16 protein-coding genes, 1 tRNA gene and 1 pseudogene are annotated in these 15,696 nt (G+C 69.0%); 7 read left to right on the top strand and 11 right to left on the bottom strand.

From position 1 onward, the window contains the following. Positions 1 to 26: 26 nt before the first annotated feature. The 7 genes from ACIQ0W_RS10475 to ACIQ0W_RS10445 are packed head-to-tail and all read right to left on the bottom strand — an operon-like array spanning position 27 to position 6,583. Positions 27 to 668, bottom strand: coding sequence for a GntR family transcriptional regulator (locus tag ACIQ0W_RS10475; protein WP_195691669.1), 642 nt, complete (start codon positions 666 to 668; stop codon positions 27 to 29). A gap of 49 nt (positions 669 to 717) precedes the next feature. Next, positions 718 to 1,533: an ABC transporter ATP-binding protein gene (locus ACIQ0W_RS10470; RefSeq protein WP_228178107.1), complete on the bottom strand. Its 816-nt coding sequence runs from the start codon at positions 1,531 to 1,533 to the stop codon at positions 718 to 720. After that, positions 1,530 to 2,942: an amidohydrolase family protein gene (locus ACIQ0W_RS10465; RefSeq protein ID WP_195691670.1), complete on the bottom strand. Its 1,413-nt coding sequence runs from the start codon at positions 2,940 to 2,942 to the stop codon at positions 1,530 to 1,532. Before ACIQ0W_RS10465 ends, ACIQ0W_RS10470 begins: the two co-directional genes overlap by 4 nt. Further along, complete coding sequence (gene add, locus ACIQ0W_RS10460; protein ID WP_228178106.1) at positions 2,939 to 3,967, bottom strand: adenosine deaminase; 1,029 nt, start codon at positions 3,965 to 3,967, stop codon at positions 2,939 to 2,941. Before add ends, ACIQ0W_RS10465 begins: the two co-directional genes overlap by 4 nt. Before the next feature lie 2 nt (positions 3,968 to 3,969). Beyond that, complete coding sequence (locus ACIQ0W_RS10455; protein WP_195691672.1) at positions 3,970 to 4,761, bottom strand: ABC transporter permease; 792 nt, start codon at positions 4,759 to 4,761, stop codon at positions 3,970 to 3,972. Beyond that, positions 4,758 to 5,540 (bottom strand): ABC transporter permease, encoded by a 783-nt coding sequence (locus tag ACIQ0W_RS10450; RefSeq protein ID WP_195691673.1) that lies wholly within the window; start codon positions 5,538 to 5,540, stop codon positions 4,758 to 4,760. Before ACIQ0W_RS10450 ends, ACIQ0W_RS10455 begins: the two co-directional genes overlap by 4 nt. After that, positions 5,537 to 6,583: an ABC transporter substrate-binding protein gene (locus tag ACIQ0W_RS10445; RefSeq protein WP_195691674.1), complete on the bottom strand. Its 1,047-nt coding sequence runs from the start codon at positions 6,581 to 6,583 to the stop codon at positions 5,537 to 5,539. The genes ACIQ0W_RS10450 and ACIQ0W_RS10445 overlap by 4 nt, the downstream gene beginning before the upstream one ends. A 114-nt stretch (positions 6,584 to 6,697) precedes the next feature. Here ACIQ0W_RS10445 and ACIQ0W_RS10440 point away from each other — a divergent pair, with 114 nt between their 5' ends. The 3 genes and pseudogenes from ACIQ0W_RS10440 to ACIQ0W_RS10430 form a co-directional block, all read left to right on the top strand. Continuing rightward, the gene (locus ACIQ0W_RS10440) at positions 6,698 to 7,081 is read left to right on the top strand and encodes a histidine phosphatase family protein (protein ID WP_267189647.1); all 384 of its coding nucleotides are present in this window, start codon (positions 6,698 to 6,700) and stop codon (positions 7,079 to 7,081) included. Then, positions 6,967 to 7,488, top strand: a complete 522-nt coding sequence (locus ACIQ0W_RS10435; protein ID WP_374198017.1) for a histidine phosphatase family protein — start codon at positions 6,967 to 6,969, stop codon at positions 7,486 to 7,488. Before ACIQ0W_RS10440 ends, ACIQ0W_RS10435 begins: the two co-directional genes overlap by 115 nt. Next, positions 7,421 to 7,582: pseudogene (locus tag ACIQ0W_RS10430) on the top strand (gamma carbonic anhydrase family protein); the annotation flags it as partial. The gene ACIQ0W_RS10435 and the pseudogene ACIQ0W_RS10430, both read left to right, overlap by 68 nt. On the opposite strand, the gene ACIQ0W_RS10425 reads toward ACIQ0W_RS10430, so the two are convergent. Together ACIQ0W_RS10425 and ACIQ0W_RS10420 are read right to left on the bottom strand one after the other, a co-directional pair. Further along, positions 7,579 to 7,896 (bottom strand): hypothetical protein, encoded by a 318-nt coding sequence (locus tag ACIQ0W_RS10425; RefSeq protein WP_195691675.1) that lies wholly within the window; start codon positions 7,894 to 7,896, stop codon positions 7,579 to 7,581. The pseudogene ACIQ0W_RS10430 and the gene ACIQ0W_RS10425 overlap by 4 nt on opposite strands. Positions 7,897 to 7,906: 10 nt before the next feature. Continuing rightward, positions 7,907 to 8,869, bottom strand: a complete 963-nt coding sequence (locus ACIQ0W_RS10420) for an IS481 family transposase (protein WP_195691676.1) — start codon at positions 8,867 to 8,869, stop codon at positions 7,907 to 7,909. Between the two features lie 301 nt (positions 8,870 to 9,170). Between ACIQ0W_RS10420 and mobF the strand changes: the two genes are divergently transcribed. Next, positions 9,171 to 12,590 carry a MobF family relaxase gene (gene mobF / locus ACIQ0W_RS10415; RefSeq protein WP_228178104.1) on the top strand — a complete coding sequence of 1,140 codons (3,420 nt, stop codon included), beginning with the start codon at positions 9,171 to 9,173 and terminating at the stop codon, positions 12,588 to 12,590. A gap of 40 nt (positions 12,591 to 12,630) precedes the next feature. On the opposite strand, the gene ACIQ0W_RS10410 is transcribed toward mobF, so the two are convergent. Continuing rightward, entirely contained in the window at positions 12,631 to 13,332 is a 702-nt protein-coding gene (locus ACIQ0W_RS10410; protein WP_195691677.1) for a hypothetical protein, read from the bottom strand. 120 nt (positions 13,333 to 13,452) lie between these two features. Here ACIQ0W_RS10410 and ACIQ0W_RS10405 point away from each other — a divergent pair, with 120 nt between their 5' ends. After that, positions 13,453 to 13,665: an AlpA family transcriptional regulator gene (locus tag ACIQ0W_RS10405; protein WP_195691678.1), complete on the top strand. Its 213-nt coding sequence runs from the start codon at positions 13,453 to 13,455 to the stop codon at positions 13,663 to 13,665. Between the two features lie 9 nt (positions 13,666 to 13,674). Then, positions 13,675 to 14,802: a site-specific integrase gene (locus tag ACIQ0W_RS10400; protein ID WP_195691679.1), complete on the top strand. Its 1,128-nt coding sequence runs from the start codon at positions 13,675 to 13,677 to the stop codon at positions 14,800 to 14,802. A 61-nt stretch (positions 14,803 to 14,863) separates the two neighbouring features. On the opposite strand, the gene ACIQ0W_RS10395 is transcribed toward ACIQ0W_RS10400, so the two are convergent. Further along, positions 14,864 to 14,939 (bottom strand) — tRNA-Glu (locus tag ACIQ0W_RS10395). Between the two features lie 109 nt (positions 14,940 to 15,048). On the opposite strand from ACIQ0W_RS10395, the gene ACIQ0W_RS10390 reads away from it, so the two are divergent. Beyond that, entirely contained in the window at positions 15,049 to 15,687 is a 639-nt protein-coding gene (locus ACIQ0W_RS10390; RefSeq protein ID WP_396642735.1) for an MBL fold metallo-hydrolase, read from the top strand. The last annotated feature ends 9 nt before the right edge of the window (positions 15,688 to 15,696 follow it).

Below are 15,696 nucleotides of genomic sequence, written 5' to 3'. Positions count from 1 at the left end.
TCGGAGTGTTACCGCCGTGTTAAACCTCAGCGACGGATGAGCTCGTCGAAGAACGCAAGGTCGCCGAGGACGTGCTCGCGCATGAGATGAGCCGCGGCCTCCTCGCCGCCGAGAATCGACGCGCAGATGTCGCGATGCTCATCCCACGACCCGGCAGCGCGCGCAGCCAGCTCCGCTCCGAATATCCAACTGAGGCGGCTGCGCAGCGTCCTCAGCATCTCGACGAGTTCTCGATTTCCGGAAGCAATCGCCACCGTGTCGTGGAATCGCTCCACCAGCTCCGAATGGCGCTCGGGTTCGGTCACCGGGTCGAGGGTGCTGCCCTCTTCTGTAAGAGATCGAAGTTCGCGTGCCATCGCCCCTCCGTGGGCAGCCGCGGCAAGCCGCGCCGCCATCGCCTCGAGTTCGGCGCGGATCGCGATGAGCTCGCGGGTGCCCGATGACTCGGGCTGGGCGACTATTGCACCCTTGTATTTGCGCAACTCGAGAAAGCGCTGCTGCTCCAGCACCTGAAAGGCCTCGCGCACGGGTACTCGGGAGACGTCGAAATCGGAAGCAATCTCCTCCTCGCGAAGCCGGCTGCCGGGAACGTACGAGCCATCGATGATCCGTCCCCGGATCGCGGCGGCAATCACGTCGCGCAGGGGAAGCCCAGCACGAGAAGCCATGCTCCTCACTCTAGGGACCAACCCCGCCAGATGCCGAGTTCCGGTCGCCTCAGCTGGATGCTCCCCCGCTTGCGGACGATTCCGCCTCCGTCGCGTCCAGTCGCGCGTTCAGCCCGTCGACGATGCGATGCAAGCGATCATCCCGCAGCAGATCCGGCTCACGGGGTCGCTCGAACCCCACTTCGACGACATCGGCGACCTGCGCCGGTCTGGCGCTCAGCACGACGACTCGGTCGGCGAGGAACACCGCCTCCTCGACGCTGTGCGTGACGAGGAGCGTCGTGATGCGCAACCGCGTCCACACCGCCTGCAGCTCCACATTGAGTCGTCGTCGCGTCACCGCGTCGAGCGCTCCGAACGGCTCGTCCAGAAGCAGAACGGAGGGATCCAGAGCCAGAGCCCGCGCGATCGAGACTCGTTGACGCATCCCGCCGGAAAGCTGGGACGGGCGCGCATCGGCGAAGCCCCGGAGTCCGACCAAGTCGATCAGATCATCTACCTGGTGCCGATCGACGTCACGGCCCGCGACTCGGAAAGGGAGCTCAATGTTCTTGCGCACCGTCAACCACGGCAGCAGTGCGTGGTCCTGGAACGCGACACCCAGGCGATGATCGCGCGCGAGGACTCGCGGATGCTCACCGGCGATCGTCACGGACCCCGAAGTCGGCTCGTCAAGTCCGGCAATCATCCGCAAGATCGTCGACTTCCCCGAGCCCGACGGGCCGATGAGCGCGACGAACTCCCCCTCGGCGATCTCCAGGTCTACCCGCTTGATCGCCTGGACCGACGCTCCGCGCTTCAGCCGGAACGACTTCGAGACCGCCTCGACCCGCACGCTGCGCCCGAGAGGCGCGCCGGCGTTCATCGGCCCACCTGGAGTCGTGCGCGGTCCGCGATGCCGCGGGAACGCTCCGAGGCCTCCCGCACCAGGGCCGCGAGGTCGCCGTCAGCGCCAAGGAAGGTAGGAACGCCGCGTTCGACGACGACCCGACCGTCGACTATCACGGTACGTACCGCGACCGTGGGTTGCAAGAATACGAGCGCCGCGTACAAGTCGGCCGCGGGCGTCATCCGCGGCTCCTCCAGATCAAGGATGACGAGGTCGGCGCGCTTGCCGACCTCGATCGATCCGATCAGGTCATCCATACCCAGAACCCGCGCTCCCTCGATCGTTGCCATTTCCACGACCCGCTGCGGACTGATCGCCCCCGGGTCACGACTCACCGCGCGGTGCAGGAGCGCCAGGAGCTTCATCGAACCGAAGAGATCGACCGCATCCGAGCAGTTCGCATCGTCCGTGCCGATCCCCATCGGGATGCCCGCCCGGAGCATTCGCGGAACCGGCGCGACCCCGGCGCCTAGAAAGGCGTTGCTCGCCGGCTGCGTCGATACCCGGGTGCCCGATTCTGCGAGCAACCGGATCTCACGATCGGAGACGTCGATGCAGTGCGCCGCGAGCAACCTCTCATCGAGCGCACCGACGCTGTCGAGATACTCGACCGCGCCCATCATGTGCTGCACGCGCTCCCGCTCGTCCTCGGCGACGTGCATCGTCCACATGGTTCCGCGCTCGCGCGCGATCTGTCGGCTCCGCTGCAGGGCGCGTCGGGAGACGATTCCGGGGATCGCCGGCGACGGCCACACTCGGATCCGACCCTCACCGGCCCTGTCGTACCTCCGCACGATCTCATCGAGGTCGGCCAAGACGCGATCGGTGTCGACGAAGATGTCGCTGTCCGGAACGTCCGGGGCCTTCGCACGGACCGCGCCGAGATAATCCTCGAAACCCGGCGCAGGCTGGTCGGCGAACATGCGAGCGTATACAGCGCGGATGCCGCTCTCGACGAGGGCCTCGACAGTGCTCGCCGCGGTGGAGACCATGGAACGCGTTCCAGCATCCTCGTTGTCAACGATCGTCGTCACACCGTTCATCAACGCCTCCGTCGCGAACAGCAAGGTCGCGCACCGGATGTCGTCGTTCTCGTACACGCTCAGGCCCGGGTACAGCACGTTGTAGAGCCACTCGTAGAGTGGCCGATCGTGGGAGTAGCCGCCGCGAAGCAGGATCTGCGGCACATGGGTGTGCGCGTTCACGAGTCCCGGGATCACCGCGCGCCCCGCCGCCTCGATCACCCGCGAGCCGACGGGAATCTCGACGTTCGATCCCACTGCGACGATCTCGCCGTCCTCGACCAACACGGTCGCCCGCTCGAGGTCGCGGCGCTCATCGTCCATCGTCAGCACTCGCGCGTCAACGATCGCCACCGCGCTCATGCCCGCGCCTCCTCGCCGGCTGCCACCGCATCGAGCTCCGCGAGCAGCGCGCTACGACGGTCATCGTCGCAGAAGGCCGACTCGATCGATGTTCGCGCGATGGCGAGAAGGTCATCGCGCTGCCAGCCGAACGCCCGCGCGGTCGCGGCGTACTCCTGGTCGAGAATCGATCCCAGGGCAGTGCCGTCGTCGGTGTTGAGGCTGATCCGCACCCCGGCTTGCCGCAACTCCTCGACTGGATGCGCGGCCCGGCTCTCGGTAAATCCAAGAGCGACGTTCGACCCCGGGCAGATGCCGAGCGGGATGCCTCGGTCGGCGATCTCGGCGACCAGCGCCGGTTCCTCGATCGCGCGGAAGCCGTGATCGATACGATCGGCCATCAGGAGGTCGATCGCATCGCGGACACCCTCGGGACCACTGGACTCCCCTGCGTGAACGGTCCGGTAAATGCCACGGGATGCCGCGCGGCGGAAAGTGTCGGCGAACCTTGCGGACACACGCCCGGCAACCGCTTCGTCGCCGTCGATCGACAGGGCGACCACCCGCGGATGGTCCCGCTCCAGCATCCAATCCAGCAGTTCATCGGCCTCAGCGGCGGATTGCTGGCGCAACAAGCTCAGGCACAGGCCAGTCGACGGGAGTCCGTCCTGTTCCGCCTCTCGCCATCCGGCGTCGAGGGCGTCGACGAGTCCCGCGATATTTCCGCGCCAGGCCTCCCAGTGGGTCGGGTTGATGATCACGTCGGTGTAGCGGATGCCGCTGGCCGCCTGCCTCTGGGCGAACCGATAGGCGACGGATGCCGCGTCGTCGGCGGTCCTGACCAGCGACGCACCCCAGTCGAGGAACTGGAGAAATTCGGTGAGTCCGTCGAAATCGAAGAGCTGCTCGGCCGGTCGGCGAAGGGGCACCCCGTACTTGCCGGCCAGTCGCATCAGCTCCTCCCGGTCGATGCATCCGTCCAGGTGCACGTGGACCTCGGCTTTGGGTACCGTCCGTACCCAAGCCTCGTCGATGTTGTCGTTCACGATCATCCCTTCCCATTACTGCCGTCGTGATAAGCCGCTTCGAGCCACCGCGTCACGGCCGAAGCCAGCCCGAAGAATGCGAGAGAGAGCACTGTGGCGACGATGGCGGCACCCCAGGATCGCGACATGTCGTAGGAGACCCGCGACACCACGAAGAGCTGCCCGAGACCCGACGACCCGACGACGAACTCGGCGAGCAGCACCCCGACCACCGACCCGACCGCAGAGAGCCGGAACGCCTCCAAGAGCGAAGGGACCGCGGCCGGGAGATCGAGCCGCCGGAACCTCGTCCATCTCGAGGCTCCCAGCACCGTCAGCAGGTCCTGCTTGCTGCGCGAGGCGGAGGCCAGACCGCGCGACACCAGGACGAACGCTGGAAAATACGCGACCAGTGTGGCGACGACCAGCACGGTCGGCGTTCCGTAACCGACAATCCGCGCGAAGATCGGAACCATCGCCACCATGGGAACAGCGCGGACGATCAGCACCGCGGGCCGCACCGCCGCACGCACGACTCCTGAGAGATGGGCCGCGATGGCGAGTCCGATGCCAAGCAGTTGTCCCAGGACGAGACCCGTCGCGGCCAGCCCGGCGCTCACCGTGAGGTCGGGAAGATACGCATCCGGATGTCCGACCAGGTCGGCGAGAACACTCGCCGGGGAGGGCATGACGACCCGGTTGACCTGCCCGATCACGACCCACAGCGCCCACGCGGCGACGATCGCCACGACCGCCACGTTGTCCCAGGCGAACCGGGCGACCGCTCGCCCGATAGCCGTCACGCGCGCGTTCACAGCCCGAACCTCGCCGCGCTCCGCCGGGCGAGTGACGCAGCGCCGCCGTAGACGATGCTGGCGGGCACTGCGGTCAGGACCCCCGCCGCCCACAGCAACGGGATGTCGTAGTTCTGCATCGAGTTGATCAGCAGGGGCCCGATGCCCCGGGCGGAGCCGAACCACTCGCCGATCACCGCCCCCAACAGGGCCGCGGGAATCGCCAGCTGAAGAGCCGCGAACACCGCTGGGAGCGCCGCGGGCGCTTCCAGCTGCGCGAGCACCGCGATCCGCCGGGCACCCAGTACGGCAAACAGGTCCTCCTGCGCCGCCCGTCGGGTCCACAGCGCGGAGCAGATGACGACAAAGGCAGCGAAGTAGGCCGCTGTCGCCGCCAGCGCCGCGGGCACGACGGCGCGGGGCAGAAGGACCATGAGCAGCGGGCCGAGGGCGACGACCGGAACCGCCTCGACGAGAACCGCGAAGCGCTCCGCCGGGCGACGCGTGACCGGCATCAGGCGGGAGAGCACCGCGGTCGCCACCGCGGCGCTGATTCCGATCACGCCGCCGAGAAGCCCCTCCTGGACGGTCACCCCGAGCGCCCCCCACAACCTCGGCGCACGCGCGGGATCGACGATCACCCACAACACGTCGGTGAGGGGTGGCCAGGAGGTGGAGAGGACCCCGGTCCGGCCGATGATCTCCCACGCCGAGGCGAAGAGGAGCACGCCGATCACGATCTCGATGGTCTTTCGGGACCGCGTCGCCGTGCCGACCGGACCGAGGTCCTGCACAGTCATCGGAGCAGGGTTGCCGATCCGCCGAAGACCTCGTCGAGCAGCGATTCGTCAACGTAAGTCGCGACATCAGGAAGATCGGTCATGCCCGCAGCCCGCAGGATCGGGTACATCTTCTGCTCGATGTCCTCCGCCGAGATCCGCAACAGACCCGACTCCGCGGTGAGATCGCTCGTCGTCATCGGGATCTGATTGATGTTCTCCTTGATCTGCTGGCTCAGCGAGAGTCCCAGGTCGGCTCCCCACACGTCGACCGCGAGCTGCGCGGCCACTTCGGGGTCGTCGGCGTTCTTCTCCCAGCCCTTCACGGTAGCCCGCAACCAGGCGACAACCAGGTCGCGGTTCTCTTCCAGGTAGGTGCGGTCGACGAAGATCATGTTGGAGTAGACATCCAGACCCAGGTCCTGCCACGACACGCTGGTGTAGTCCACACCCTGCTCTTCGAGGATGAGTCCCTGGTTGGTGGCGAAGGCGGTGATCCCGTCGACGTCTCCGTTCACGAGCGCTTGCACGTCGTAGCCGATCGGCACGAACTCGTAATCCGGCTCTAGCCCGTTGATGGTGAAGATGGCATCCAGTTCACGCTGCTGCCCCTGGGGGCTTCCGATGCGCTTGCCGATCATGTCCTCGACCGAGTTGATCGGGTTCTCGGAGAGCGACAGGATTGCCAATGGGCTCTCCTGGTAGACAGCACCGACGAGCACCACGTCGGCTCCCTCCGACACGGCGTCGATGAACGAGGTGAAGTTCGTATCGAGTCCGATCGGTGCGTCACCGGATGCGACGATCTGAACGGTGTTGGAGACGTTGGGGCCGCCCGGCAGCCATTCGGCGACGATGCCCTCCTCCGCGTAGTAGCCCTCGCTCTCGGCGATCCACATTCCGGCGAACTCCACGTTGGTGACCCAGTTCAGCTGTGTCGCCACGACCGGAAGGGACTCTTCCTCGGTCGATGGCTCCGCCGCACAACCGGCGATCGTCAGCATCCCCACCATGGTCGCACCCGCCCAGGCGAGACGCCTATCGCGGTGGCTTGAAGTCTTCATAAGCCTCTCAATTCTCGCGGCAATCATGACGCGATCTCTCGCGTTTTGTATACGATCCATGCTCGCTGGCTGTCGTTGCGCGGGCATGGCCTGAACATTTCCAGCGTGTAAAAGATGCTGCGCCGCCCGCAGGGGCGGGTCACCGGCGCCGTTCCCGGCACTGAAGCGTTCGGCGAGCACCCCGAAGTCAGGCGGTCGCTGCGATCCTCAGGATCACAACGCCGACGATCGACGACCCCCGCGATCCGGGAATTCGCGCGGCGATACCTGGGCGTGCTGCCGTGGCGCCTCGCCCACCGGGCGCGGTTCCTCCTGCTGGTGGCGCCCGTGAGGCTCGTCGTCGTGGGCTCCGGGGCGGTCTGGACCCGTGGTCGGCGTGATCGGTGCCTTCACGTCATGATCGTCGCGTTCATCCGGCATTGTCAGGCCGACTGGAACGCCGAGGGACTCATCCAGGGATCGAGCGACATCCGGCTCAACAACACCGGACACCGATAGGTGGCGGATACCCCGATGACCCTGCGCTCACTGCCGTGGATGCGGTCGTGAACTTCCCGCTCCTGCGCGCCCGCGAGACGGCCCGCATCATCGCGGAAGGGCTGAACACCCCGTTCGGCACCGCGTATCCGAAGCTCGCCGAACGCGACTACGGCGAGCTGGAGGGCACCTCGGCCGCCGCCGCGATCGCGCGCTGGCCCGACCGGGAGTATCCGGGCGCAGCGTCGCTCGACTCCGTCGCTGTGCACGGGGTCGTGGCCCTGACCCGCATCGCCACCGACTTCCCGGCAAGGCGGTGCTCGTGGTCTGCCACGGCACGCGAGGTGGTGGTGCTCGAGGGGCACGATCGTGCCGCCGCAGTCGCTCGTCGCGGGCATCCCGGGCAAGGTGCGCCGCGAGCTCACTGACGAGGAGGTCGCGGGGTTGCTCGGCAACTCCGCGCGCTATGTGCCGCGGTCGAAGGTGTACAAGGCGGCGGAGGGTCAGGACGCCGCGGGTTAGGACACCGCCGCGATCCGCAGGATCACGACGCCGACGACCGGCACCAGCGCGACGACCAGCGCCAGGATCGCGATGCCGCGCGCGAGACCGCGCACGAGGCAGACGATCGAGATCACCAGCGCCGCCAGCACGAGCGCGGCTCCGGCGAGGAACAGCACGATGAATCCACCCGCTCCGCTGCCGCTGCCGTCGAGGGCGGCGGGAACCCCGAGCACGAAGCCGGCGTACATGGCGGCGGTGCCAAGCACGGCGAGCAGGAGGGCGATGCCGGCAGGGACGCGGGTGGGGCTGACGTAGACGTCGCTGTCACTCATGGCGACCACCCTAGGTGTAGCGACCCGTGAGGTTGTGAAGGCGGCAGGTGGGGGTGTGGCCTCCGAGGGCGGTGTGGGGTCGTCGGTGATTGTATTCCTCGAGCCAGTCGGCGTAGGTGGCTGATCTTGCCGCGTTCGAGAGGTAGGTCGATGCGTAGGCCCACTCGGCGGCGAGGGTGCGGTTGAATCTCTCCACTTTCCCGTTCGTCTGTGGCCGGTAGGGGCGGGTGCGGATGTGCCGGACTCCCTCGCCGAGGGCCGCGGCGAAGTCGTGGGAGCGGTAGCAGGAGCCGTTGTCGGTCATGACGGCTTTGACGGTGAGGCCGGCTTCGGCGAAGTGAGCGCGGGCGCGGATCCAGAACCCGGCGGCGGTGTCCTTCTGTTCGTCGTCGAGCTCTTCGGAGTAGGCCAGGCGGGTGCAGTCATCGACCGCGTGGTGCAGGAACGAGTAGCCGGTCCCGGCGCGGCGGTTGCGGCGTCCGGCGTGACGGCCGAGCATCCGGTGGCCGCCACCGTCAGGGATCCGACCCAGTTTCTTGATATCGACATGCACGATATCGCCCGGCGCGGCCGCCTCGTACCGGATCGGTTTCGGCTTCCGAACGGGCAGCCCGGTGTTGCGGTCCAGATGCGACAGCCGCGGCATCCGATAGCGGGCAAGCACCCGACCCACGGTCGCCGGGTTCAACCCCAGATGCCAGGCGATCCGCCGAGCACCCCACCGCCGGTTGAAGCGGATCGCGACGATCCGCCGCTCCGTGCGACGGTCAAGCTGGGTCGGCGATCGATACGGACGGGAACTGCGATCAGTCATCGGCTGACCCGCCCGGTATCGATCGGCCCACTTCTTCGCCGTCGCCTGCGAACACTGGAACCGTTCCCCAGCCCGGGCGAGCGACCAGCCGCCGACAACGACCGCACGAGCAAGCCGAAGCCGCCCCCTCGGCGTCAAATGAGCATTAGCGTGAACCACGAAGACCTCCGGTCACCGATGCGAGTTGTCAGATACCCACATCGTCCCGGAGGTCTTCACCTACCCGCGACGCACACAACGTCCCGGGTCGCTACACCTAGGTCGCGGCCCAGCAGTTATCACCGCATGCAGGCACATCTCTCTGAGATCCTCACCACTGTCCACTCTCCCCAACTCTTGACCCTCTGACGTTCGCTGATCCGCCAACCGGACCCCGGACTCGCTCATTTCTGACTTCTTCACAAGAATGGACGTATCCTACCTGATATGGTAGCTGTTATCTTAGGTAGGAGGCGAAGGCATGAAAGGTGGCGTGATCCCGTTCCGGGGCACAGGCTCGGATGCCCTGCGCTATCTGGAGTCCGACCGCGCGCGGGCGGACGAGTATTACCTGGAGGCGGGGACCGCCCTGGCCGAGTTCACGGCGGTCGACGCCGAGGGCCGAGTGATCGGCGAGCTCGGGCTGACCGCCGAGGAGTACCGCCAGTGGGTTGGCTGGATCAACCCGCTCACCGGGGAGTCGATGGGCCGACCCCGGCTGCGGGGCGAGGGTGGCCGGGGGTCGCCCCGGTTCATGGAGATGGTCGTGAACGTCCCGAAGTCCCTGTCGGTCGCCGCCGGCCTGCACCCGGAGGTGTCCGAGGCCCTGGACGCCGCCCAGCGGGACGCGGTTGCGGAGATCCGGTCCTGGCTCGGCCAGCACTCGGTCACCCGCGTCGGCGCGCGCGGGAAGCAGGAGGTCGTGCCGATCGAGCAGCTCGAAACCGTGGCCGTGTCGCACAAGACCTCCCGTGCGGGCGACCCGCACCGGCATATCCACTTCCAGATCGGGACGCGCGTGTGGGCGGCCGGTCGCTGGCGCGGGCTCTACACCGCGGCGCTGTTCCGGCAGCAGGGCGCGATCCGCGCCCTCGGCACGGCGGTCATCGCCGCGCACCCGCAGCTCGCCGCGGTGCTCGACGCGCACGGTCTCACCCTTGACCCGGTGACCGGGGAGGTCGCGGAGCTGGTGCCGTGGAAAGCGGTCATGTCCAAGCGCGGGCAGCAGGTGGCGCGCAACCTCGCCAAGTTCGAGGCCGAGTGGGAGGCCGCGCATCCCGGCCAGGAGACGGGGCCGGTGGTGCGCGCCAGGTTGCACGCGAAGGCGTGGGATCATGAGCGGCCGAGCAAGAAGCCCAGCGTGCTCGGCTCCGAGGCCGGCTGGTTGCGCGAGTTGCAGGAGGCTGGCTACACCCCGGACCTGCCGCGCGCCACCGTGCAACCCCTGCGCACGCTGGACGAGCTGGCCGTGCAACAGGTCGCCTCCCGTGCGCTCGACCGCTGCGCGGCTGCTGCATCCGCATGGACCGTGCATGACGTGCAGGAGCAGGTGGCGCACATCGTCACCGAGGCCGGTGTGCGCGCCACCCGCGAGGAGCTGCGCGAGTTCATCACCATCACGACCCGGCTCGCGGCGGACGACTGCCTCTCGATCCTGCCGCCGGATGCGCCACGGCTGGAGCATGTTGCGCACCTCACGACGCTGCACGTAGTGGCCGTCGAGACGGAGCTGCGCGACCGACTGGCTGCACGCGCCACCCGGCCGGTGCACGGCGCAACCCCGCGCGTGCAGGAGCCGGGGCTGGATGCGGACCAGGCGCGCGCCGCCGCCGCGCTCGCCTCCACCCGGCCGCTCGTCGTGGTCGAGGGCGCGGCGGGCGCGGGCAAGACGACCATGCTCGGTGCTGCGATCCGCGCCGCCGGACAGGAGGGTCGTTCGGTGCGGGTGGTGACCCCGACGAAGAAGGCCGCCGACGTCGCCGCCGCCGAGCTGGGCGTGCCGACCGACTCGGTAGCGGCACTCGTCTACGACCACGGGTTCCGGTGGAACGCCGATGGTGTCTGGACCCGGCTGGCCGTGGGCGACACGGACCCGGTGACGGGCGCGACCTACCGCGGCCCGGCGAAGGAGAACCGACTGGCCGCCGCCGAGCGGGTTGTGGTGGACGAGGCGGGGATGCTCGACCAGGACACCGCCCTCGCCCTGCTGACCGTCGCGGACGAGGCCGGCGCGACGCTCGCACTCGTCGGGGACCGGGCGCAGCTCCCCGCCGTGGGGCGCGGCGGGGTGCTCGACATCGCGGCCGCGCTCGTCCCCCGCGTCTACTCGCTGACGAGCCTGCACCGCTTCGCGGACCCCGACTACGCGCAGCTCACCCTCGCCCTGCGGACCGGCCGCGACCCGGCCGAGTTGTTCGACCGGCTCCACGCGCTCGGACTCGTGCGGCTCCACGAGGACACCGAGGCGCTGCGCGCCGCGGTCGCCGCCGAGCGGATCGACGGAGCCGCGATCACCGCGGCGACCAACGACGAGGCGCGCGAACTGAACACTCTGATCCGAGAGGACCGGGTGCGCGCGGGCGCGGTCGACGACGCCCGCACCATCGACGGCGCGGACGGCCTGAGCATCGGCGCCGGCGACCTCATCCAGACCCGCCGCAACGACTCGGAGATGGGCGTGGCGAACCGGCAGACCTGGATCGTCCAGCACGTCAGCGGCGACGGCAGCCTGTGGGTGCGGGACGCCGCGAGCCAGCGGAAGCAGCAGCGCACCGTGCATCTGCCCGCCGAGTACGTCGCCGAGCACGCGCACCTGGCCTACGCCGCGACCGCCTACGGCGTCCAGGGCATGACTGCCCCCGCGTCGCACACCGTCCTGTCGGACGCGCTCGACGCGGCCGGCGTCTACGTCGGCCTCACCCGCGGGCAGGAGGAGAACAGGCTGCACGTCGTCGCCGCGGACCTCGGGGACGCGCGCGAGCAGTTCCAGGCCGCGCTCGAGCGGGACCGCGCCGACCGCGGACTGCGCGAGGCCACCGAGCGGGCGCAGGCCGCCGTCGCGGGCATCGTCGCGGACGGGCCGGTGCGCGTCGTGAACGCCGAGCGCACCCGACTGCGGCAGAGCATCGAGCAGGCCGAGCGCCAGGCGGCACGGTGGGCGGAGGCGGCCGAGGCGATGGAGCGCCAGTCGGCCGCGCACCGCGTCGAGGCCGAGGCGCTGCTGGCCGAGGTCGAGGCCGCCGCCCAGCAGGTCGAGGCGGCACGGGCCGAGGCCGTCCCGCCGCTGGTCGAGCAGGCCGGCACGGACGCCGCCGCGGTCCTCGCGGTCAGGGAGCGCCACGAGACGGCGATCGCCGCCAGGAGCCGTGCCGGGGCGCTGAGGCGTCGGAGCGCCGACCGGGCGCTGACCGAGGCCGAGCGCCAGCGCCACGAGGCCGAGCACCTGACCCGGCAGCGGTGGGGCTCGATCCCGCGTACGCCGGAGCAGGCGCCGGCGTGGGCGCAGGCGGCGGCCGAGCAACAGGCCGAGGCCGACCCGCGGCTGGCCGACGCCATGCGCACGCACGCGCAGGCCCGGCAGGAGCAGCGCCGTGCCGGGGACCGGCAGGAGCGGCAGCGGGCCATGCTGCACACGCGGCTGTTCAGCAAGCCGTACAGCACCGGCAGCCCGCGCCGCCAGGCCGAGAGCGCCCAGCAGCAGGCCGAGGCGCTGCGACGCCAGCTCGCGGAGCTGGAAGCCCTGCCGGTCGCCGAGGCCGCAGCCCAGGTCGAGGCCCGAGCCGAGGCCGAGCGCGTCGCAGCCGAGGCCCTGGCGCGGCGTGCCGCAGAGCTGCACGACTTCACCCGCGACCAGCACCGTCCGAGCCCGAGCAGCGGACCCGACTTCGGGCCGAGCCTGTAGCGACGCGCTCGGGGGCAAGTGCGCGCCGCTCCCCCGACGACTACCCGCGGCGGCCCGGCGGGAGCAGTCCGCGCGAGCGGGTGCGCACGAGCCAGCCCTGCGCGGTGGCGTGGGCGACGCCGTTGATCTTCGCCATCGTGACAGCAGGCGCCGCGTCCCCCTGCGCCGAGAGCTTGCCGTACTGGAGGGCGACCAGCTCGTAGAAGTCGGGCGTGCGCTTCGGGTTCCCGAGCGGCTTGAGCAGATCCCGCTCGCTGATCTTCCGGCCGGAGGGCAGCACGATCTTCCCGCCGGTGATGGTCACCGTGCGCTTCATGGCGAACAGGCGCTCGTTGATCGCCGCCTCGATGCGCGCGGTCGGCAGGGTGCGGAGGTCTTGGCTGGACACGGGATCGCCCGGCCGCCACGGGAGGTAGACGACGCCGGTGATGCGCACCTCCTCGGGCACGGCGAACTGCTGGCGCTGGAGCCGGATGAACACGCGGGTCGCCGTGGCTGTGTGCTCGATGTAGCGCCAGCGGCCGTCGATCGTCTCGTTCTGCTCCGAGTCGAGCTGCGCCTGCCGGTCGGCCTCGGTCGTCACCTGATCGTTGTAGCCCAGGATCGCGTCGATCTGCGCGCTGGCGTCGTCGTCGCGCTCGCCGGGGAACCGGCTCGGCAGATGCCAGCCGTCCGGCAGGTCGGCCGAGACGATCAGGCCGTCATAGGACTGATCGCCGGGTCTGCGCGGGGCTGCGGTCACATCCCGAGTGTACCGAGCGACACGAGCAACTAAAACTCTTGCTGTGATTGGCGTGTTGTGGTCTAATCTAAGACGACAGCAGCAATCGCGGCTGTGATCGTAGATGCGAAGGAGGCCGTGATGGGTCAGAGCGCATCGCCCCTCGACGCTCGGGAGCCCGAGCGCCTGTTCTACTCCGAGGAGGAGACAGCGGCGCTGCTCGGCATCCACCGCACGACCCTGCGCACCCTCGCCCTGGAGGGCCAGGCCCCGGTGGAGCCGATTCGGCTCACCCGGCACAAGCGCGTCTACCGCCGCATCGACGTGCAGCGCCTCGCGGGGCTGGAGCAGTAGGAGCCAGTCATGGGAAGCATCGAGTCCTACGACACGGCCAAGGGCCGTCGCTACCGGGCGCTCTACCGACGCCCGGACAAGAAGCAGACGCAGAAGCGCGGCTTCACCACCAAGAAGGCCGCCGAGCTGTTCCTGGCGACCACGGAGGTCGACATCGCCCAGGGCCGCTACCTCGACCCGTCGCGTGCGCGGGTGACCGTGGCCGAATGGCTCCAGACCTGGATCGCCGCCCGCGGCGACCTCCGGGCGACGACCCGCAGCCGGGTCGAGAACATCATCGCCAAGCACATCGTCCCCGAGTTGGGGAAGATCCCGATCGGCGACCTCACCCGCCTGCGGGTGCAGGAGTGGGCCTCGGCCCTCCCCGGTGCCCCGGCGACCGTCCGCAAGATCGTCAACGTCCTCTCCGGTTCGCTCCGATTCGCGGTCGAGGACGAGCGCCTGCCGTCCAACCCCGCCGCCCGGCTCAAACTCCCCAAGCCCACCAAGTCCCGCAAGCGGTATCTGTCCCACAATCAGGTCGCCGCGCTCGCCCAGGCCATTGACGAGATGAAGGATGGGCGCGAGTACGGCTACGGCCTCGTCGTCCTCGTGCTCGCCTACTGCGGCCTGCGCTGGGGCGAGCTGTCCGGGCTCCGCATCCGTGACCTCGACCTCGACGCGAAGCACCCGCGCCTCACCGTCGAGCAGACCGTCGTGGCCGACAAGGGCTACCAGCGCATCGAGCCGCCGAAGGACTACGAGCACCGCAGTATCCCGATCCCGGCGTTCCTCGTCGGGCTGCTCCGCGCGCAGATCGCCGGGCGCCCGGCCTACGCCCCGGTGTTCTACGGCATCCGCACCGGCACCTGGCTTCGCAACCACGTCTACCGGGTCGGCTGGTTCGACACCGCGGCCGAGGCGGTCGGGATCAAGGGCCTCACCCCGCACGAGCTGCGGCACACCGCTGCCTCGCTCGCCGTCAGCGCCGGCGCGAACGTGAAGGCCGTCCAGCGGATGCTCGGGCACGCCTCGGCCGCGGTGACCCTCGACGTGTACGCCGACCTGTTCGATGACGACCTGGACGGTGTTGCCACGGCGCTGAACCTCGCGGCCATGCAATCAGATGTTGCCAATCTGTTGCCAAAAGCGGCATAGCGCCCGTTCGAGCCTTTCGGCAGGAACAAGAAAACCCCCGGCTGACCGGGGGTCTTCTTGTTGGTGACCCCAGCGGGATTCGAACCCGCGTTACCGCCGTGAGAGGGCGGCGTACTAGGCCGCTATACGATGGGGCCTCACAAGACAACCGTACAAGTATGCCACGGCAGAACGAGGGCGACAAATCAGGAGCGCGCCGGGGCGCGACGCTTGCCCAGGGCCTCGCAATAGCGGTTGACTTCAAGGATGCGCCTCACCAAGAACGAACACGCCGCCCTCCTCCTCGAAGAAGCCGGGCGCTCGCTCATCATCGACCCGGGCTCGCTCAGCACCCCCTTCACGGACCTCACGGGAGTCGTCGCTGTCGTCCTCACCCACGAACACCCCGACCACTGGACGCCCGAACAACTCGACCGCATCCGCAAGGCCTCCCCCGGCGTCCCCATCTACGGACCCGAAGGCGTCGCGGCCGCAGCATCCGACTACGACATCACCGTCATCGGACCCGGCGACACCGTCGTCATCGAACCCTTCACCCTCCGCTTCTTCGGCGGCGCACACGAGATCATCCACAGCTCCATCCCCCAGATCCAGAACGTCGGCGTACTCGTCAACGACGCCCTCTACTACCCGGGCGACTCCTACGCCGTACCCGAAGGCGTCGACGTCAAGGTGCTCGCCGCACCCCTCGGCGCCCCCTGGCTCAAGATCTCCGACGCCATCGACTTCGTCCTCGCCGTCAAGCCCCGCCGCGCCTTCGGCACCCACGACATGACCCTCTCGGTCGTCGGACGCGACATGCACCGCGCCCGCCTGCAGTGGGCCACCGCCCAGAACGACGGCGAATTCCTGCTCATCGAACCCGGCGAATCGATCGATATCTAAGGCAATCGG

Origin of the sequence: Microbacterium sp. (assembly GCF_044340635.1) — a bacterium.
Classification (GTDB): domain Bacteria; phylum Actinomycetota; class Actinomycetes; order Actinomycetales; family Microbacteriaceae; genus Microbacterium.
The sequence above is the reverse complement of the archived record's forward strand: the minus strand, read 5'-3'. Positions and strand labels throughout refer to the sequence as shown.

Coding starts and splice junctions, on each gene's coding strand:
- ACIQ0W_RS10475 (WP_195691669.1), bottom strand. CDS start 668: ATGGCTTCTCGTGCTGGGCTTCCCCTGCGCGACGTGATTGCCGCCGCG.
- ACIQ0W_RS10470 (WP_228178107.1), bottom strand. CDS start 1,533: ATGAACGCCGGCGCGCCTCTCGGGCGCAGCGTGCGGGTCGAGGCGGTC.
- ACIQ0W_RS10465 (WP_195691670.1), bottom strand. CDS start 2,942: ATGAGCGCGGTGGCGATCGTTGACGCGCGAGTGCTGACGATGGACGAT.
- ACIQ0W_RS10450 (WP_195691673.1), bottom strand. CDS start 5,540: ATGACTGTGCAGGACCTCGGTCCGGTCGGCACGGCGACGCGGTCCCGA.
- ACIQ0W_RS10445 (WP_195691674.1), bottom strand. CDS start 6,583: ATGAAGACTTCAAGCCACCGCGATAGGCGTCTCGCCTGGGCGGGTGCG.
- ACIQ0W_RS10440 (WP_267189647.1), top strand. CDS start 6,698: ATGCTGCGCCGCCCGCAGGGGCGGGTCACCGGCGCCGTTCCCGGCACT.
- ACIQ0W_RS10425 (WP_195691675.1), bottom strand. CDS start 7,896: ATGAGTGACAGCGACGTCTACGTCAGCCCCACCCGCGTCCCTGCCGGC.
- mobF (WP_228178104.1), top strand. CDS start 9,171: ATGAAAGGTGGCGTGATCCCGTTCCGGGGCACAGGCTCGGATGCCCTG.
- ACIQ0W_RS10405 (WP_195691678.1), top strand. CDS start 13,453: ATGGGTCAGAGCGCATCGCCCCTCGACGCTCGGGAGCCCGAGCGCCTG.
- ACIQ0W_RS10400 (WP_195691679.1), top strand. CDS start 13,675: ATGGGAAGCATCGAGTCCTACGACACGGCCAAGGGCCGTCGCTACCGG.
- ACIQ0W_RS10390 (WP_396642735.1), top strand. CDS start 15,049: ATGCGCCTCACCAAGAACGAACACGCCGCCCTCCTCCTCGAAGAAGCC.